Here is an 18,344-nt window from a genome sequence, read left to right on the forward strand (position 1 = left end):
GCCGGCCCTGTGAATTTTCACCACAGGGCTTTATTTGTGCTTAAGAATAAAAATTAGATTTTATCGAGGTCGATCTTAATAACGTAATCCGGCTTTTTGCCGATATCCTTTTCGCCCTGCTTGACGCTTGCATACAGCGTGCGGCCATCCGGCGAGAGCGCAAGGCTGTTGGGCAGCGCGGCCGTAGCTATGCTGGCCTTCACCTTGTAGGTTTCGCTGTCGACAATGCTTATCAGCTGCGCGTTGCGATGGGTAATGTAGATTTCACCGCGCGCCGGGCTAAACAATACCGCGAGGGAGTTAATCACTTTTATACGGTCAATTAACTTTCCGTCCTTAAGTGAAATAACCAGCACGTCGGGTAAGTCAGGGTCGGTAATAAAAGCGCGGTCGTTTTTAGTATCCAGCGCAATATTTAAGAAGAAGTGTTTTTTCTGCGGCTCAACCTTCACGCGGGACAGCACTTTATAATCGCTGGCGTCGAGGGTAATGACTTCACCGATGCCGTTGACGCCGTAAATACGCCCCTTCTCTTCGTCTACCGCAAGCCCGGTTGGGTACTCGCCGACGTTTTCAATCGTGGCGACGTGCTGCTGTTTGCGCGTGTCGATAACCCAAATCACGCCTTTTTGCGCCACGCCGGAAACGTAAAGCCGGTGGCGTTTTTTATCGAGCGCCATCTCGCGGGTATGGACGATCTCTTCCGGGTTGCTGATGTCGCTCAGCTGCACGGTCTTCATTTCTTTGCCGGTTTTTGTATCGATCGCCGAAACCGAGCCTTCTAGGGTGTTGCCGATATAAAGGATGTGGTTTGCCTCATCCAGCACGGTGGCAAAGGCGCGTCGGTCGGTGGCGATGCTACCGCTTTTCGCGAGCGTGTCCGGGTTAAGCTTGTAGACCAGCCCGTGGGTTTTATCTTTATCAAATGAGGGCGCGGAGGCCGCGTAAAGCACGTTCTGCCCGGCATCGTAGGCCAGCTCGTAAACCCCGTGACCGGTCGGCACGGCGAGGAAATCTTTCTCAGGAAGCGGCGCGGCGGTGACGGAGAGCGAAGCCAGCAGCACGGCGGCGGTGAAGGTAGCAATGCCCGTTTTCTTGTAGAGGTACAGCCCAGGTTTTTTCATTTACTTATATTCACAGTAATTTACGTAATGTGAATGATAATGATTTTCAATTGCATTATCAATGTAAATGTAACATTGCAGATACCACAATTAACCACCTGTTTTTGCTAAGTTAATAACGCCACCCTGCGGAAAAATCAGAATGGCGCTGAAATAATTTCTACATAATTTCTATCGATTTGGTGAATAACCCAGCATCCGAATGTCGGGCAGGCTTACCGCCGCCCGACGTTAAAAGACTCACCGCGTTTAGCCAGAAATACCTCCACGCCAAAAGCGGGCAGCGCATACAGATGCCCGCTCAGCGCGTCGGGGTCAAGCTGGGGTGCCAGCGAGCGGCTTTCTTCCGCCAGATCGAGCGTAACGGCCCGGTCGCCGTAGTTTTGCACGAAGATATAGTCTTCACCCTCGGCGCTCCTTGCCGTTGCCACCGCCCCCTGCGGAAGCTGCATGCTGGTACAGGCCTGCAGCCCGTGCGCATCCGCGATATGCCGGTAGAAATCCGCGAGGAAATCACCGCCGGTTCTTGCCGCCAGATAGTATGCCTGCCCCTTGCCGTAACGGTTGCGGGTCACGGCTGGCCTGCCGCGATAGAAGTCCTGCTGGTAGACGCCCAGCACTTCCGCAGTTTCCGCGTGGATCAGGTCGCACAGTTCGACGCAGGCGTACTCGCGGCTCGGGCCGTTCCAACCGGCTATTTGCATGCTCAGCAGGTTCGTTTCGCCTTCGTACAGGCCGTCGATCTCTTCCGACCAGACGCCCAGCACCTCGCGCAGCGGGCCGGGGAAACCGCCGGTGTAGCAAAGGTCGTCCTCGTTGACGATGCCCGACCAGTAGGTCGAAATAAATATCCCGCCCGCCGCCACGAAGGCGTTTATCCGCTCGGCGAATTCGGCGTTCACCATATAAAGCATTGGGGCAACGATCGTGCGGTAGCGGCTGATATCAGCGCTGCGCGAAACGATATCAACCGGGATATTTTGCTGCCATAGCGCCTGATAGTGCCCTTGCACCGTCTCTTCGAATTTTATACCGCAGTTGCGCGGCCCCGCCGAATCGTTCACCGCCCAGCGATTGTCCCAGTCGTAGACTATCGCCACTTCGGCACGGTAGTCAGCGCCTGCTGCAGCGGCAAGCTTTTCAAGCGCCGCCCCTACCTGCTTCACGTCCTGGCCCACACGGGTATTGATATGCCCAACGTGATCGACCACCGCGCCGTGGAATTTTTCGATGGAGCCACGGCTTTTGCGCCACTGAAAATACTGCACCGAGTCCGACCCGTGCGCCACCGCCTGCAGGGCGGAAAGCCGGTGCATCCCCGGCTTCTTCAGCTTGCTCACCGCCTGCCAGCTTGTCGTGCCGGGCGTGGATTCCATCAGCAAAAACGGCAGGCCCGGCTTCAGGCTGCGCATCAGGTCAAAGGTAAAGGCGGTATAAGAGGCAAGCGCCTGCTGGCCGCGCGTCTGGTGCCATTCCGGGTAGCTGTCCCACGAGATGAAGTCCACCTCCTGCGCCAGCCGCCAGTAGTCGTAATCGTTAAAAACCCCGTGGAAGTTGGTCGTGGCGGGCAGCGCCGGGTTAAAGCGCTTAACGGCCTGCACCTCATGGCGGCAAAACAGCGCCACCTGCTCGGAAACAAAGCGCCGCCAGTCCAGGTTAAGCGCGTGAACCGACTGCTCGCCGAGCGGCCCCGGCGAATGGAGCTGGCTCCAGCTGGAATAGTCGTGGCTCCAGAACGCGCTCCACCAGCGGGCGTTGAGGTTTTCGAGCGTTTGATATTTGTTTTTCAGCCAGTCGCGGAAGCTCTGCTGGCAGTGCTCGCAGTGGCACTCGCCGCCGTATTCGTTAGAGATATGCCAGGCCAGCACCGCCGGGTGATGGGCGTAGCGCCGGGCAAGCTGCTCGTTGATACTCTTCGTCAGCCGCCGATACGCCGGGGACGAATAGCAGTGGTTATGCCGCTCGCCGTGCAGGTTTTTCGTCCGGTCTTTATTGGTGCGCAGCACCTCGGGATAGTTTTCCGATACCCAGGCCGGTCTTGCCCCGCTGGGCGTCGCCAGAAAAACGTATATTCCGCTGGCATAGAGTTTATCCAGCACGTTATCCAGCCAGGCAAATTCATACTGCCCTTCGCGCGGCTCAAGCTTAGCCCAGCTAAATATCCCCACCGACATCACGTTGCATTTTGTCTCCTTCATCATCGCGATGTCCTGCTCCAGTATTTCCGGCCTGTCCAGCCACTGGTCGGGATTGTAATCTGCGCCGTGTAAAAAATTGAGTTTAGGGAATAACTTACTCATAACCGCCTCCGTTAAGCTAAAGACTCTCTCTCCTGAGAAAGGTTAATAACCCGGTCTTTTCGGTTTCTAAGAGAGAACGCTGAAAACAGCGTAAAGAGCCCGGAAATAATGCCAAGAATGATGTAAGCGTTGGCAAAACCAATGGTGTCGTACAAATAGCCGACCGCCGGGGAATACACCGTGGTGGCAATGGATGCGGCAAACAGCACCAGCAGATAAATCGTGGAAGATAATTTCTGGTCGAAGTTCTGGGCGATAAATTTAAATACGGCGATAAGAATCAGCGGCTTTTCAATCGCGTGCATCATCTTCACCGCCGCTATCCAGACCGGCCCGAGCGGAATGGCGGAACCAAGAATGCGTACCGACATGATCGTACCGGCGATCACCAGCGCCCACTTCGCGCCGACGCGATTTACAAACCACGGCATCAGGCCAAGAAATAGCGTTTCAAAACAGACCTGCACGGAGGCGAGCGTGCCGTACCACTTGTTCCCCACGTCCACGCTTGAGAACTGTAGCGAGAAATACTGCGCGAACTGCTGGTCGTAGGTGTCGTAGATTTGCGTCACGAACAGCGTGAAAATAATCAGCATCCAGAACTGCTTATTTTTCGCCAGCTCAAAGACGTGTACCGCTTTTAGCGAAGATGTCATTTTTTCTTCTTCAAGCGTGACCTCGATTTTCGTCAGCATAAAACAGACGGCGGCAAGCACGATGGCAATACTCGCCAGCCAAAATGAAAGATTCGGGTTATCGTTAATATTGCGCCCGACGATATAGGCCGCAGCGGCCCAGCCTAATGACCCCCACATTCTCACGCGGCCGTATTCAAAAGAATAACGGCGGGATATTTTGTCGATATAGGAGTCAATGACGCCGCAGCCCGAGTTAAAGATAATCCCCAGATAAATCCCGCCGAGAATCGCCCCCAGCCAGAACGAGCTGACCAGCAGCGGCGCGTAGACGTAAATAAAGAACGGCCCGATGGGCAATAGCAGCGCAATAATCCAGAAAATAAGCGATTTTTTTGTGCCGAACTTATCGGAAATAAAGCCAAAAAAGGGCTGCATGGTCAGGGCGATAAATGCGTTTATCGCGTACAGCCAGCCGGTTTTGGTGGCGCTAATGCCGAGGTGCTGGGTCGTCCAGATAACGAAAAAGGCCATCGTCGACGACCAGGCAAATAAATAGAGAAAGTCGAAAATGCTTAAAAGAAGGTAGTTCCTTTTGCCGGTAACCATCTTTGTTCTTCCTTATCAAGGAACATAGGTCGGTGCTTCGCCAGGGATTCAGCGAACAGCGTTCTTTGGGTGGTAGCTGGCTGTGGTTTGTCGGGTTGGTTTGCACTGTCGCAAAATGTACGACGTTCACATCAGTAGCTTACATACAATACCTGACAAATCGTTCAAACAACCGCCGCTGTCATAAACTGGAATCGGCATCACATAACCCGCTTTTTCATCGCCCCAAAGGGTGAACAAGATCTCAAAAAACGCACATGTGAACGTATGACATTTTGCTATCATGGAGGCATAAACCACGGGCGAAACCGAGAAGGAACGAGGGTGAATAAAAACAGAAACGCGACGCTTGAGGACGTTGCCCGCCGCGCGGGGGTGTCATACCAGACCGTGTCACGCGTCTTAAACAAGTCGGTAAACGTGGCGGATAAAACCCGCCTTCGCGTAGAGCAGGCCATCGAAGAGCTGCGCTACGTGCCCAATCGCCTTGCCCAGCAGCTCGTCGGCAAGCGCACGCAAACGCTGGGGCTTATCACCACCTCCCTCGCCCTGCATGCCCCCTCGCAGATCGCCGCCTCGGTAAAAAAGCACGCCCACCAGGCCGGTTTTCAGGTGCTGATTTCGATGATTGACGGCGGCGACGCCGAAGCCATCCAGCGGTCGATCAACGACTTCAAATCGCAGGTGGTCGATAAAATCGTCATTAACGTGCCGCTGGAAACCGGGACGGCCCGGCAGATAGCCCGCGACAACGAGGACGTTACCTGTCTTTTTCTCGACGTGGCCCCTGATAGCGACGTATTTCACGTCATTTTCGATCCGGAAAACGGCACGCGGGAAAGCGTGAAGCGCCTGTGCGAGCTGGGGCATACGCGCATCGCCCTGATGCCCGGCCCGCAGCACGCCATCTCCGCGCAGCTTCGCCTGGCGAGCTGGTTGAGCAGCCTTGCGCAGCACGGCCTTACGCCAGCGGCGGTGATTTTCGGCGACTGGGATGCGCAGAGCGGCTGTGCGGGCGCGCAAAAGTTGATTGATGAGGCGACGCCGTTCACCGCCCTGCTGGTCGGAAACGATCAGATGGCGCTCGGCGCGCTGAGCGCCCTGCACCAGGCGCGGATAGCGGTGCCCGAGCGGGTGTCGATTATCGGCTACGATGACAGCTATGAAAGCGCCTATTTTATTCCCGCGCTGACCACGGTGCGGCTGGATCTGGACGCCCAGGGCAAAGAGGCGGTAGCGAAAGTGCTGGCCGCACAGCCGGGAAAAACGCCCGCCAGCACTATACTCCCGGCGGAGTTTGTGCAGCGGGGTTCAACTGCCGAAGCAAAATAGAGTTCAGCTCGCCACGCTTCCCCACACCATTTCGCCGTTGTGGAACGTAGCGGTGCGCGGTGAAATGCGCGCCACGGCTTCCGCCGAGCAGGAGGCATCCACCAGCACAAAGCTGGCGTCGTCCTGCGCCTTCGGCCACGCGCGTTCGCCCTTATCGTTAAGCGGCAGCACGTTGCCGGTGGCGATAGCCAGCGAGCGCGACAGGGAAAGCTCGCTCGGGCGCACGTACAGCTGCGCGTAGAGGTTCGCCTTTTCCAGCATGTCGCCCAAGCCATACGGCGACCAGTGGTCGATCACGCTGTCGGTGCCCGTCATCACAAACACGCCCTTTTCCTGAAGCTGCTTAAGCGGCATGTGCAGCGTGCCGATGGGCACGGTGGAGGCGAGCGTAATCCGCTGCGCCGCCATGCGCGCGCCGATATCGTCAACCTGCTTTTCGTCCATCATCGCCAGCGCGAAGCCGTGGCTAATGGTCAGCTTGCCCTTCAGCTGCGGCGTTTTCTCCACGGTTTCAACCATGTAGTTCACCGCCGCGATGCCCGCCGGGCTGGTTTCGTGCAGGTGGATATCCACGCCCTTGTCGTAGTCGAGAGCAATCTGAAACATGGCGTCGAGTGACTTTTCCATCGCCCCGTCGACGTTCGTCGGGTCCAGCCCGCCGACGTAGTGAGCGCCCGCCAGCATCGCGTCGCGCATCAGCGCCACGGAGTTGGAGTGCAGCAGCCCGTGCTGTGGAAAGGCGACGATTTCGCAGCTAAAGCCGCTCTTACGGCGTTCGAGCACCGCCTGTAGATTTTCGAGATTTTTCAGCCCGGACACCGGCTCCACGTTGCAGTGGCTGCGGGCGATGGTCGAGCCTTTCGACTGAATCAGGTCAATAAGCTTTTCGGCGCGCTGCTGGGTGTACGGCTGGAGTTCGGGCAGCAGCTTCTGCTCGAGGGCAATCATGTCCATGATGGTGGTGCCTTCCGGGCGGGAATGCACGCGCCACGGGCCGCCGTAAAAGGTTTTGTCGAGGTGGATGTGCATGTCGCGCATGGCGGGAAGCAGCAGTTTGCCGCCCGCGTCGTAGCGGGCAAGCGTAGCGTCCGGATGCTGCCCGTTATTCAGCAGCGCGGCGATTTTACCGTCTTTGATTTCCAGCGTTTTCAGCTCGGTTTCGGTGCCGACGACGTTCTGACCGTCGCGGCGGAACCCGGCCTCCAGCAGCACGTTGTCGAGATAATAGTGTGTTTCTTTGATGGCGCTCATGCGGCCGTCCGTTTCACAGGTTGCGGATGCGGGCTTTGCAGCATACGCCATCGAGCCGGTGGCACCAAAAATCGCACAGGCCGCCGCGACCCTGCCGCCGCCGCTCAGAAACTCACGGCGGCTTTTTTCTGCGTTGTTCATCGGATTCTCCGTCAGTCATTCACAATGTGGGTGCCCGTCTCGCCGCGCAGGGCTTCGGGGAGTTTTTCAGGCGTGGTGATAATCACCCGCCTGCCGCCGTGGCGCAGAAACGCGAGGCTGGCGGTGATTTTCGGCAGCATGCTTCCCGGCGGGAAATGCCCTTCGGCGCTGTATTTCTCCATTTCCCTGACGGTCACTTCATCCAGCGCGCGCTGTTCCGGTTTACCGAAGTGGACGCACACTTTCTCGACGCCCGTAGTGATAACCAGGATGTCAGCGCTTACTTCGCGGGCGAGCAGCGCGGTAGAGAGATCTTTATCGATAACCGCGTCCACGCTGCGATAGTCGCCCTGCTCGTCGCGGATAACCGGAATCCCGCCGCCGCCCGCGCCGATCACCACGAAGCCCTGTTTAATCAGCGCGCCGATGGCGTCGGCCTCCACGATGCGTTTTGGCTCGGGCGAGGCCACCACGCGCCGGTAGCCGCGCCCGGAATCCTCAACGAAATGCCAGTCGGGATGGGCGATTTTCAGCGCCGCGCACTGCGCTTCGCTAAAGAACGCGCCGATGGGCTTTGTGGGGTGCGCAAAGCCGGGGTCGTTTTTGTCCACCTCAACCTGGGTGATAACCGTGACCGCTCTTTTATCGCGGCTCGCGCCAAAGCCGTTGTTGAGCGCCTGCTGAATCAGGTAGCCGATGCCGCCCTGGGTATCCGCCACGCAGCTGGCGAGCGGGGTCAACGGCAGGCCTTCTTTCTCATGGGCGATTTCCGCGCGGCGCAGATCCAGCCCCACCTGCGGGCCGTTGCCGTGGGTCAACACGATGTCGTAGTCCGACGCGAGCATCGCAAGCACCGACTCCGCCACCTCTTTCACCGCCGCCCGCTGGTGTTCCACCGACTGGCTGGCGTTATCCTTGATGATGCTGTTGCCGCCGATGGCGACCACGACGAGTTGTTTCATGTTGATTCCTTCCGAAAAGCGAGGTGACCCCTCGGTGGATGGCGCTAACGCTTATCCACCCCACTATTCTTGTGCTTTTGTAGGGCGGATAAGCAACGCGCCATCCGCCGCGTCTTTAACTCTCTGAAACCGGAGCCACGCCCGCCGCTGCCGCCTCGCGCCTGTCGAGCAGGTGCTTGACCACAAACATGCCGCCCATCATCAGGTACGCGGTGACGAACATCAGCGAGCTGCCCTGGGCGAAGCCCACCGCCGGCGAATGAATCACGCCGAACAGCGCCAGCAGCGCCCCGACGGCGGCGGCAACCGCGCCGCGCAGCGGCTTGTTGATAATCGCGAAGATGGCGACGCAGCCCCACAGCATGCTGGCGAGCGGCGCGCCGTTGCCCAGATGCACCAGCCCCTGGTAGAACACGCCTTTGCCAGCCAGCGCTTCAGGGCCGATTTTCGCCGCCGACGTGCCCGCCGCCGCCATCACGCTGTTAACCATGGTCAGCGCCCAGTTGGCAATCCACGGGAACAGGCAGATGAAGATCACCGGCACCTCAATCTTCGGCGTTTCGCGCACCACCTGATTTGCGGTCACCACGCCGATAAACACCAGAATCGGCACGATGGCGGTCATCGGGATAATCGCCAGCATGAACGCTCCCAGCCCGAACAGCGGCACGATAAACATGGTGATGCCCGACGCCAGCGTGTAGCCGATGCTCGCGCCCATTGCCTTCCAGCCCGCGTGGCCGACGTACACCGTCACCGGGAACGGGTTGCCCATCAGGCAGCCAAGCGTCGAGGCCAGGCCGTTGGTGAGCATCACCTTGCGGGTGTTGTACTCGTCCCCTGCCGCGTGGGCGCTCTCGATGTTTTCCAGGTCAAAAATGTAGTTGGCAAGCCCGAGCGGCACCGCCGAGGCCAGATAAGGCAGCGCGTGCGGCAGCCCCTGCAGGAAGCTGTCGACGTGAATCGCAGGCGGGTTAAAGCCGAACGACGACATCGAGGCTTTGATGGCTTCCGGGCTTTGCAGGCCGGAAATCCACGCCAGCGCCGTCCCGGCAACCAGCAGCAGCAGGCCGGTGGGAATGCGGGCGAAAATCGGCTTCTTGCCAAACCAGTTGATGAAAATCAGCAGCAGAACGATGAACGACACGGTCGGCGCTTCAAACGCCTGCAGCATCGGGTTCATCGCCAGCAGCAGCAGGCCCAAGCCCGACAGGCACGACAGCAGCACGGTGCGCGGGATCATCTTGCGGATGGTTTCGCCGAGGAACGAGCCGCCCACCAGAATCATCGCCTCAACGAAGCACCACACCAGGCCAATCTGGATGGCAAACTCCGCGTCGCCGGTCTGCTGATAAACCGGCATCAGCACCAGGAACGTCACGGTGAAAATGGACGGCGCGCTTGGCCCGGAAGGCAGCGCGGTCACGTCTTTACGCCCCGTTTCCTTCGCCAGCTGCAGCCCGAACCAGGCATAACAAACGCTCGCCACCAGAACCGCCAGCCCGAAGGCTGGCGCAATGCGCCCGTAGACAATTTCCGTCGGGATACCCACCACGAAGATCAGCAGACCCATCATGGTGAGCAGGTTGGTGAGGTTGTTGGTCATCAGCCCAAAGTAGGCCGCCCAGTCCCCTCTTTTCCACTCTAGTTTTACGTTTGACATGGCCGATTCCTTACAAGGAGTAACGTTCGCTGAACGCGTGCAGAGCCTTCTCAAAACACTCAAACGGCGGGTGAACGATCCCGGCACCGATCATGCCGATCCCCGCGTCTTTGTGAGCAATAGCGGTGTTGATGACCGGCAGAATGCCCGTGTCGCCCACCCGCGTAATATCAATCGCCGTCGGAATGCCCATAAACGACAGCAGCGGAATGGTGACGTTGGGGTTTTCGCCGAGCGTTATCTCGCGCATCTGGCGGGAGAAATTTACCGCCTCGTCTACCGTGCCGCCGACCAGCGCGACAATCGCCGGCGCGGTTGCCATCGCAAAGCCGCCGATGCCGTAGGTTTCGGTGATCGCGCTGTCGCCGATGTCCAGCCCCGAGTCTTCAGGCCGGTAGCCTGCAAACATCGGGCCAATCACCTGCTGCGCCGGGCCGGTAAACCACTGCCCCGGCAGGCCGCTCACCCGCAGGCCAAACTCGTAGCCGTTGCGCGCCATGGTGGTGACCACCGTGCTGTATTCGATACCGTGGGCGGCGTCCATCGCGGCTTTGCACATCGCCATCCACGTCGGGCCGGAGAAGTAGTCGCTGCTCGCCACGAAGTCGAACACCTCTTTTTGCTGCGCGACGGAGAAGCCGGTCTGGATGATCCACGGCGTCAGCGCCTGAATCAGCAGCGTGGTGCCCGCGTTGTTGCGGTTGTGGCACTCGTCGCCCATGTGCAGCGCCTGGGCCAGCATCAGCCGCAGGTCGATTTCCCCGGCAAGCTTCATGGCGTCGCGCAGCATCGGGCCGAGCACGTCGCGCATCCAGTTCAGGCGGTCAATCACGCTCTGGTCGTTGGCCCCCATGCGCAGGATCTTCGCCATCTGCTCGCTCATGTTGGTGTAGGCGCGGTTGCCGTAGGGTTTGTTTTCGACGATGTGCATAAACATCGAGGCGGAGGTGACGCCCGCCATCGATCCCACGCAGTCGTGCTCGTGGCACGGCGAGAAAATAATGTCGCCGGAAGCGGCAAGGTCAGCCGCCTCGTCCAGCGTTTTCGCCAGCCCTTCGAACACCAGCGCCCCGGTCACCGCGCCCTTCATCGCACCGCACATGTTCGCCCAGCTAACCGGCGGCCCGGCGTGCAGGATGGTGTTGCGCGTCATGCCCGGCACCACGTTAATGGCCTGGTCGTAGCCCACCAGCACCGGGTGCGACTGGATAATCCGCTCGAGGGCGATTTTGTTGGCGGCGGCGACTTTTTCCGCAAGCGCGGGCGTTGCAATGCGGTCGAGGCACTTCACCACGTCCAGATTGCCGAGGCCCGGCGGCGTCCAGTCGAGCTGGGTCACCGGGACATGCTGTTTTTTCAGGTCTTCGCTGAACATGGCGATGCCGACGTTAATCACGTTTAGCGGCTGGGTGAACAGGCTCATTGTGCTTCCTCCTTGCTGACAAACTCGCGTGCCAGTAAACCGGTGTTGGTGCTGCTGCTGGCCCAGATAACGCCCGCGTCGGTGAGCATCTGGCACTGGGCGGCAAGCGATGGGGTATCGAGATCCGTGCCGAGCACGTAGCCTAGAATTTCCAAGTGGCGGCCTTCGCGCGCCGCAATGGCCTTCGCCTCTTTGATGGCGTCGAGCGTGGAGCCAACCGGGTCTTCGTGCGCGCCGTAGCCGAGCACGAAGTCCATGGCGATGACGCCCACCTGCGGATCGCGGGCCTCCTGCAACAGGCGGCTGATGCGGTTGGTCGGGTCGATCATCGGGTGCGGCCTGCCGTTGGTGAAGTCGTCGTCGCCGAAGTCGAGGAAGGTGTGGGCCTCGCTCACGTTCAGATCTTTCAGGCGATACGCCGGGTCAGGCTGGATATTGCTGTAGACGTCCGGGTATTTTTCCAGCGCCGCGAACATCGCTTCGTCGCACAGCGTGCCGCCGCAGAACAGGCCGCGAATGTACTTTTGCTCAGGCTTAAGGCGGGCGCGGACTTCTTTAATCAGCGGCCAGTTAAGCGGGTGGAGATCGAGCGACTCTTTCTTCACGCCGGTCAGCAGCACCGCCTTGAGCGCCGCCTCTTTGGTGCCGCGCGCAAACTGCAGGCCGTCCACGTCCGGCTGCGGCTCGCCGCGCCCCAGGAAGCAGACGACGACCGGCTTGCGGCAGGCCTTCGCCCGCTCCAGCACTTTGTGAGCGACCGCAGGCGCTGGCGGCTTAGAGATAAGCGCAATCACCTCGGTTTGCGCGTCGTCTTCCAGCATTTGGATGGCGTCGAGCATCATGATGCCGCCGATCTTCTCGCTGAGATCGCGCCCGCCGGTGCCGATAAGCTGCGACACGCCGCCGCCGAACTCGTGGATGCGCACGCTAAGCTCCTGGCTGCCGGTACCGCTCGCGCCCACGATGCCGATGGAGCCACGGCGCACGGCGTTGGCGAAGCACAGCCCCGCGCCGTTAATAATGGCGGTGCCGCAGTCCGGCCCCATCATCAGCAGCCCTTTTTCATGGGCGAGCCGCTTGAGCGCCAGCTCGTCGTCAAGCGAAACGTTGTCGGAGAACAGCATCACGTTAAGATCGTTTTCCAGCGCCTGGCGCGCCTCGCGGGCGGCAAACGCGCCGTTCACGGAGATCACCGCCAGGTTGCTTTCCGGGATATGGGCGCGCGCGCTTGAGAGCGTGGCGTAACGCGCCTCGTGGCGGCCGCCCTGCTCTTTGCGGATGAACAGGCCTTCTATCGCCTCGAGCGTCGCCTCGTTGGCCTCGTCGCTTGCGCCCTTGATAACGATCATCAGGTCGCCGCTTTTCGCCTGTTCAAGCTCGTCCGTCAGCAGGCCGAGGTTTTTCAGCACGCCCTTGTTCATCTCCGTCGCCATCGCCACGAACGCCTGCTCCACGCCGTCGAGCTGGTTAGCTTTGGTGGACACCGACATCAGCGATACCGAGTCAAAGTAGGTGTTCTTTTTAATCACAATCCTGGTTGACATCATTTCCTCCTAAATACGCGGTCAAAGCGAGGGCGTCCGCCATGCCGTAAAGCATGTCGCTGCCGGAGCTGGACCCGATTTGTTTAATTTCGTTGATGGTCTGATGAATATTTTCACCGTCGCCAACGGTCAGCTGATAAATAAAGCGGTGAATCACTTCCCGGTAACGCTGAAAAATAGCCTCACGCAGCGTTATCGCACTCAGCAGAGTGGTTTTTTCCTTGCCATTTTCCTGCGCCGCAAGCAGCGCTTCGCGATATTTGCAGGCCGGACTGCCTTGCATAAATAAAATAACGCTCAGACCGGTAAGATAATCATCCCCGCTGGGCGTAAGCCCAATGCCTAATCCCATAAGATTAACCGCCGCGTTTTCGAGCGCGGTATAATCCTCATGCTTTAACGCGTTTAATAATGCCTGGCGATGCAGATGCAACAGGCGACTTATTTCCCGATAAAAGATGTTCTCGCCCTGATAATAAAATAGTGACGCGTGGTCTTTTATATTCTCTTTGATAATCCCGGCCACGCGTTGCCAGCGGCGCGTGCCGTTAAAAATAATCGCTTCGGGCTGCCATGGCCGGCAGTTTGCAAAATCGACGTACTTGTCGCTTCCGACGGCAATGCCGCATGTACTAAAGGTGACCCGTTCGCCGGGCCGAAAAAGCGTGTTGCAGTGTTCAAGCGCTAAACGGCAGCTGTTTGGGGCGTTGTCACAGGCGGCGCTAAGCAGGGTGTAAAGCGCGTTGCGTTGCGGCAGAAACAGATTTACCGCCCGGGTAAAAACCTGCTCTACCACGCCCGACGCCCCTGCGGGAAAGCCCGTCCCGTCTGCCGTTAGCGCGATGACGCACCGCAGATTGGCGAGTGATGCGATAGCGCGCCTCCGGGTTTATCAGGCTCCGGCCTGGATCAGCAGCTCGGCGATTTCGCGGTAGCCCTTTTCACGCGCCAGCTCAAGCGGCTTTTTGCCGTATTTATCGGTCATGTGCGGGTTGGCGCCGTGGTCTAAAAGCAGCTTGACGATTTCCTGCTGCTTCGCGCCGCCGTCGTTTAATACGATGGCCTCCAGCAGCGGCGTCCAGCCGACGAAATTCGTGTGGTTGACGTTAATATCGGTATGGGTCAGCAATTCACGCACGATTTCAACGTGGCCTTTTTCTGACGCCGGGGTAATTCCCACGCCGCCAAAGCGGGATAATACATTCAGGTCGGGATTGGCGGGTAATATCAGACGCAGCAACGTTAAATCATTATTCAGGCAGCTTAATAAGAAAGGATTGAAGCAGGTTTCGTCCTGCTTATTAATGTCCGCCCCGGCAGAAATTAAAAATTCAACGCACTCATACTGTTTATGCAGGCTGGCAAGCGTAATAGCCGTTCTTTTCTGGCGGTTCGTGGCGTTAATATCCACGCCTTTCGCAAGACAATTTTTCAGGCCTTCCAGATTACCGTCCTGCGCCGCCTGTAAAAATTCGGCGAGTAATTCATTCTGAGACATGTGGCTTTCTCCCTGGTGCTATTTCCGATGACCTGAGAATAGCAACAGTGCACGGCGAATAACATCCGTTTAAAAATCATTCATCGTTAAGGGAGGGATTGTTGATCTATACTCAACAATCGAAGCAGAACGTGCTTTAGCGCAATCTTTTTCCTATGAAAAGTGGCCTTTTGCGCCGTAACAGGCTCTGCTGGCGATAAGCGCTCGAGCCTTGGCGCGCGCGGGCTGAAACCAATGAGCAGAAGTGTGATTCTCTTCAAATGAGATGTAACCGCAGTGTTAAATTCTGTTCAAGACTGCGGGGGCTGTCATAAGGTTTACAAATGCATTCAACAATAGGAGTGTCGGATGGCGCTGCGCTTATCCGACCTACGTTTTGGTTAGCAATTCATTTCGTAGGTCGGATAAGCCTCGCGCCATCCGACCTGGATTTTGGTTAGCAATTCATTTTGTAGGTCGGATAAGCCTGGCGCCATCCGACCTGGATTTTGATTAGCAACTCATTTCGTAGGTCGGATAAGCCTCGCGCCATCCGACATGAGGCAAACACATGAACTCCATCTTCACCGAAGAAAACCTCCACGCCTTCACCACGGCGGCGCGATTCTCAAGCTTTAGCAAAGCCGCCGAAGAGCTGGGCGTGACCACCTCCGCCATCAGCTACACCATCAAGCGCATCGAAACCTATCTCGACGTGGTACTGTTCGTGCGCAACACGCGCAGCATCGAACTTACGGAGTCCGGCTACTACTTCTACCGCAAGGCCACCGACCTGCTGCACGACTTCCACGCCATCAAACGCGGAATAGACACCATTTCGCAGGGTATCGAAGTCAAGGTGCGCATCTGCATCAACCACCTTCTGTACACCCCGCGCCACACCGCGAAGCTGCTGCAAATCCTTAAAAAACAATTCCCAACCTGCCAAATCACCGTCACCACCGAGGTCTACAACGGCGTGTGGGATTCGATCATCAATAACCAGGCGAATATCGCCATCGGCGCGCCGGATACGCTGCTGGACGGCGGCGGCATCGACTACACCGAGATCGGCGCGATCCGCTGGCAGTTCGCCATCGCCCCCAGCCACCCGCTGGCGTTTGTGCAGGAGCCGATCCCCGAAAGCCAGCTGCGCCTGTACCCGAACATTATGGTGGAGGACACGGCGCTAACGCTGAACAAAAAGGTTGGCTGGCTGCTCCACGGCCAGGAGGCGATTCGCGTGCCGGACTTCAACACCAAGTGCCAGTGCCAGATTCTGGGGGAAGGGATTGGTTTTTTACCGGATTACATGGTGCGCGAGGCTCAGGAAAACGGCCTACTGGTGACGCGGCAGATAAGCAACCCGCGCCAGGATTCACGCATGCTGCTGGCAACCCAGCACGCGGCAACCGGGCAGGTAACGCAGTGGATCAAACAGCAGTTTGCCGCCGACGGTCTGCTGACGGCGGTTTATCAGGACTTGCTGTATCGGGTTTAGATCACCAGCCCGGCACCGCGCCGCCGTTAAAGATTTTCTCCGCCGCTTTTGCTACCTCGGGCGACTGGTAGGATTCGAGAAACTCCTTCACGCTCTGCGCGTCTTTATTGTCCTCACGCGCGACCAGAATGTTCACGTACGGCGAGTTTTTATCTTCAATAAACACGCTGTCGTGCACCGGCGACAGCCCGGTCTGCTGGATGTAGGTGGTGCTGATAATCGCCACGTCGACCTTCGGGTCGTCAAGCACGCGGGCCAGCTGCGCGCCTTCCAGCTCCATAATGTTCAGGTGACGCGGGTTGGCGGTGATATCCGGCGACGTCGGCAGCAGGCCGGTGCCCTCTTTGAGCGTTATCAGCTTCTCTTTTTGCAGCAGAAGAAGCGCGCGGCCCAGGTTGGTCGGGTCGTTAGGGATGGCAACGGTTGCACCGTCCTTCAGTTCGGAAACGTTTTTGATTTTTTTCGAATAGCCAGCCATCGGGAAGACGAAGGTATTGCCTACCGCGACAAGCCTGTAGCCGTGGGCCTTATTATCCTGCTCGAGGAAAGGGCGATGTTGAAACACGTTGGCGTCCAGCTCGCCGTGGCTGGTGGCGTCGTTCGGCAGCAGCGAGCCGCTAAAGCCCACCAGCTCGACGTCGAGATCGAACTTTTCTTTGGCTACCTTCTTGGCCACTTCCGCGACATCCTGCTCCGCGCCGTTGATCACACCGACCTTGATATGCTTCGCGCTGCTGCTCTGCCCGTCGCACCCGGCCAGCAACAGCCCTGCAAGCAGTACCGCTGCTCCGCTGCGAAAATGAGGTATCGTCAATTTCATTTTTATTCCTTGTTAAGCCACCGCCAACCAAAAGGAATCTGACTATAGCAGCACGTTTGCGGCGCTTTAAAATGAAAAAAAATCATCATGAAAAGGGGGATTTGTAGGGCGGATTAGCGTTAGCGCCATCCGCCGAAATAGGCCAACAACGGGCAGATTTGCGCCCTGCCCCAATTTCACCGACAATGCCCGCGTTTAACTTTACCTTAACAACGAACCGGGTTACCTCACGATGAAACACCCTCTTGAAGCCCTGATGAGCGCGGGCGGCGTTTTACTGCTGGCGTTCCTGTCCTGCCTGCTGCTCCCCGCCCCGCGGCTCACCCTGCAGCTGGCGCACCAGCTGATGGAAACCTTCCACCTGCTCGATTTAAACCAGCTTTACACCATTATCTTCTGCGTGTGGTTCCTGCTGCTGGGCGTTATCGAATTTTTCGTGATTCGCTTCGTGTGGCGCAGGTGGTTTTCCATCGATCGTGAATAAGTCATATCTCTGCCGCTGGGTTAGGTTTTGAAGCCTAACCCATTTGCAGCAGCCTTATTTATCGGAGAACCATTTAGGCATATCAATACTGCTGGTGACCTGCCGCGTGATTCCTGTACTGTTTTCGCCACAGCGTATTTTGGCAAAACCCCACTTACCTTCACGATCCGAAAAATAAGAAATATACTTATCATCATCCTGCTGAAAATAACGTTCCCGGCCATAATTATAGTTTTTATTATGACAGCTAAAAGTATTACTCCACTCCTTATTAGTAGCATAATCGAGTATTAGCACTTGAAATTTCGTGAACCATCCGGTAGCAAGCAACACTAAAAATGTCCCCCCTATCAGGATTGCACTGAGATTGAGAAGATAGCCAGTACTCATATTTTTAAGTTGAGTAAAATAGAAGGCGAAGGAGAAGAGCTGTATCACAAAAAGCATCCAGACGGCGAACCACGTCCAGCCAAGCCAAAGCTGAATTAAAGGCGACTCATCAATTTTTAAGCCGCTGCTTTTTAAGAAATAGCTGGCGATATAGGTGGTGGAGACAACATAAATTAGCGGCGTTGCGACACCAAAGAAGAACTGCAAAGCCTGGCCGGCAAGGCTATTGCTCTGTTTTAATTCAAAAAAAGTCAGTATGGCGCATAAGACGACCATCAGCAAAAATACCGCTAATAGGCCACGTGAAGCCCATACCCACTCGAAATTAAGCGCCAACATTGCCAACAAAAAGATAAACCATGCGATACGGGAGATCGCCTCGCTATATAAACGCAAAGGCTGCGTCACGGTAGGAATGAACACTTTTATAACTTGTGATTTTAACCACGGCCAATCATAGGCAAAACACGTGAAGATAAATAACACTAAACAGGAAGTACCAAGAATATATTTCTTCCCTACCATATCTATGCCGGGAAAAAAGATAGCCATAAAATAAACCAGGATCATCAAACCATAAAATATTATATTTTTTCGTGCCATCGTCATTGGCTTTTCCTTGTTAAAGAAGATGCATAAACCTAAATAGAATTGCTATCGGTTTTATGCGCCTGCAAGAACAATGAAA

The 18,344-nt window shown here is 57.0% G+C and carries 14 protein-coding genes and 2 pseudogenes; 3 read left to right on the forward strand and 13 right to left on the reverse strand.

The genetic code is table 11. The annotated features are described in order from the left end of the window. Positions 1–53 precede the first annotated feature (53 nt). The 3 genes from yncE to ACSPHG_RS17375 form a co-directional block, all read right to left on the reverse strand. Entirely contained in the window at positions 54–1,124 is a 1,071-nt protein-coding gene (gene yncE / locus ACSPHG_RS17365) for a 7-bladed beta-propeller protein YncE (RefSeq protein ID WP_435954732.1), read from the reverse strand. A gap of 215 nt (positions 1,125–1,339) precedes the next feature. Continuing rightward, positions 1,340–3,424, reverse strand: a complete 2,085-nt coding sequence (locus ACSPHG_RS17370; RefSeq protein ID WP_435954733.1) for a beta-galactosidase — start codon at positions 3,422–3,424, stop codon at positions 1,340–1,342. Positions 3,425–3,435: 11 nt separating this feature from the next. Continuing rightward, a complete protein-coding gene (locus tag ACSPHG_RS17375; RefSeq protein ID WP_435954734.1) occupies positions 3,436–4,668 on the reverse strand; it encodes an oligosaccharide MFS transporter in 1,233 nt (410 codons plus the stop codon). Positions 4,669–4,992: 324 nt separating this feature from the next. Between ACSPHG_RS17375 and ACSPHG_RS17380 the strand changes: the two are divergent. Continuing rightward, a pseudogene (locus ACSPHG_RS17380) lies at positions 4,993–5,985 on the forward strand (LacI family DNA-binding transcriptional regulator); the annotation flags it as partial. An 18-nt stretch (positions 5,986–6,003) separates the two neighbouring features. On the opposite strand, the gene ACSPHG_RS17385 reads toward ACSPHG_RS17380, so the two are convergent. The 8 genes and pseudogenes from ACSPHG_RS17385 to ACSPHG_RS17415 form a co-directional block, all read right to left on the reverse strand. Then, entirely contained in the window at positions 6,004–7,392 is a 1,389-nt protein-coding gene (locus tag ACSPHG_RS17385) for an amidohydrolase family protein (RefSeq protein ID WP_435954735.1), read from the reverse strand. A gap of 11 nt (positions 7,393–7,403) precedes the next feature. Next, positions 7,404–8,354 carry a carbamate kinase family protein gene (locus ACSPHG_RS17390; RefSeq protein ID WP_435954736.1) on the reverse strand — a complete coding sequence of 317 codons (951 nt, stop codon included), beginning with the start codon at positions 8,352–8,354 and terminating at the stop codon, positions 7,404–7,406. 115 nt (positions 8,355–8,469) lie between these two features. Beyond that, on the reverse strand, positions 8,470–10,017 hold the full coding sequence (locus tag ACSPHG_RS17395; protein ID WP_435954737.1) for a xanthine permease: 1,548 nt from the start codon (positions 10,015–10,017) through the stop codon (positions 8,470–8,472). Positions 10,018–10,027: 10 nt separating this feature from the next. Then, a complete protein-coding gene (locus ACSPHG_RS17400) occupies positions 10,028–11,440 on the reverse strand; it encodes a YlbE family protein (RefSeq protein ID WP_435954738.1) in 1,413 nt (470 codons plus the stop codon). Then, positions 11,437–12,984, reverse strand: a complete 1,548-nt coding sequence (fdrA, locus tag ACSPHG_RS17405; protein WP_435954739.1) for an acyl-CoA synthetase FdrA — start codon at positions 12,982–12,984, stop codon at positions 11,437–11,439. Before fdrA ends, ACSPHG_RS17400 begins: the two co-directional genes overlap by 4 nt. Then, entirely contained in the window at positions 12,962–13,510 is a 549-nt protein-coding gene (locus ACSPHG_RS17410) for an oxamate carbamoyltransferase subunit AllH family protein (RefSeq protein ID WP_435954740.1), read from the reverse strand. The genes fdrA and ACSPHG_RS17410 overlap by 23 nt, the downstream gene beginning before the upstream one ends. Before the next feature lie 66 nt (positions 13,511–13,576). After that, a pseudogene (locus ACSPHG_RS24290) lies at positions 13,577–13,780 on the reverse strand (oxamate carbamoyltransferase subunit AllH family protein); the annotation flags it as partial. Between the two features lie 96 nt (positions 13,781–13,876). Next, positions 13,877–14,482: an ankyrin repeat domain-containing protein gene (locus ACSPHG_RS17415; protein ID WP_435954741.1), complete on the reverse strand. Its 606-nt coding sequence runs from the start codon at positions 14,480–14,482 to the stop codon at positions 13,877–13,879. A 550-nt stretch (positions 14,483–15,032) separates the two neighbouring features. On the opposite strand from ACSPHG_RS17415, the gene ACSPHG_RS17420 reads away from it, so the two are divergent. Beyond that, positions 15,033–15,962, forward strand: coding sequence for a LysR substrate-binding domain-containing protein (locus ACSPHG_RS17420; protein WP_435954742.1), 930 nt, complete (start codon positions 15,033–15,035; stop codon positions 15,960–15,962). 1 nt (position 15,963) lies between these two features. On the opposite strand, the gene nlpA is transcribed toward ACSPHG_RS17420, so the two are convergent. After that, a complete protein-coding gene (gene nlpA / locus ACSPHG_RS17425; RefSeq protein ID WP_435954743.1) occupies positions 15,964–16,782 on the reverse strand; it encodes a lipoprotein NlpA in 819 nt (272 codons plus the stop codon). Between the two features lie 232 nt (positions 16,783–17,014). On the opposite strand from nlpA, the gene ACSPHG_RS17430 reads away from it, so the two are divergent. Then, positions 17,015–17,266, forward strand: a complete 252-nt coding sequence (locus ACSPHG_RS17430; RefSeq protein ID WP_435954744.1) for a DUF1158 domain-containing protein — start codon at positions 17,015–17,017, stop codon at positions 17,264–17,266. Positions 17,267–17,320: 54 nt separating this feature from the next. Here ACSPHG_RS17430 and ACSPHG_RS17435 read toward each other — a convergent pair whose 3' ends face one another. Continuing rightward, a complete protein-coding gene (locus tag ACSPHG_RS17435) occupies positions 17,321–18,265 on the reverse strand; it encodes a hypothetical protein (RefSeq protein WP_435954745.1) in 945 nt (314 codons plus the stop codon). Positions 18,266–18,344 lie beyond the last annotated feature (79 nt).

The organism is Dryocola baronae (assembly GCF_051297175.1).
GTDB lineage: Bacteria > Pseudomonadota > Gammaproteobacteria > Enterobacterales > Enterobacteriaceae > Dryocola.

Bases quoted from the DNA above. Each gene is read 5' to 3' on its own strand.
- yncE (WP_435954732.1), bottom strand. From the start codon at position 1,124: ATGAAAAAACCTGGGCTGTACCTCTACAAGAAAACGGGCATTGCTACC.
- ACSPHG_RS17370 (WP_435954733.1), bottom strand. From the start codon at position 3,424: ATGAGTAAGTTATTCCCTAAACTCAATTTTTTACACGGCGCAGATTAC.
- ACSPHG_RS17375 (WP_435954734.1), bottom strand. From the start codon at position 4,668: ATGGTTACCGGCAAAAGGAACTACCTTCTTTTAAGCATTTTCGACTTT.
- ACSPHG_RS17385 (WP_435954735.1), bottom strand. From the start codon at position 7,392: ATGAACAACGCAGAAAAAAGCCGCCGTGAGTTTCTGAGCGGCGGCGGC.
- ACSPHG_RS17390 (WP_435954736.1), bottom strand. From the start codon at position 8,354: ATGAAACAACTCGTCGTGGTCGCCATCGGCGGCAACAGCATCATCAAG.
- ACSPHG_RS17395 (WP_435954737.1), bottom strand. From the start codon at position 10,017: ATGTCAAACGTAAAACTAGAGTGGAAAAGAGGGGACTGGGCGGCCTAC.
- ACSPHG_RS17400 (WP_435954738.1), bottom strand. From the start codon at position 11,440: ATGAGCCTGTTCACCCAGCCGCTAAACGTGATTAACGTCGGCATCGCC.
- fdrA (WP_435954739.1), bottom strand. From the start codon at position 12,984: ATGTCAACCAGGATTGTGATTAAAAAGAACACCTACTTTGACTCGGTA.
- ACSPHG_RS17415 (WP_435954741.1), bottom strand. From the start codon at position 14,482: ATGTCTCAGAATGAATTACTCGCCGAATTTTTACAGGCGGCGCAGGAC.
- ACSPHG_RS17420 (WP_435954742.1), top strand. From the start codon at position 15,033: ATGAACTCCATCTTCACCGAAGAAAACCTCCACGCCTTCACCACGGCG.
- nlpA (WP_435954743.1), bottom strand. From the start codon at position 16,782: ATGAAATTGACGATACCTCATTTTCGCAGCGGAGCAGCGGTACTGCTT.
- ACSPHG_RS17430 (WP_435954744.1), top strand. From the start codon at position 17,015: ATGAAACACCCTCTTGAAGCCCTGATGAGCGCGGGCGGCGTTTTACTG.
- ACSPHG_RS17435 (WP_435954745.1), bottom strand. From the start codon at position 18,265: ATGACGATGGCACGAAAAAATATAATATTTTATGGTTTGATGATCCTG.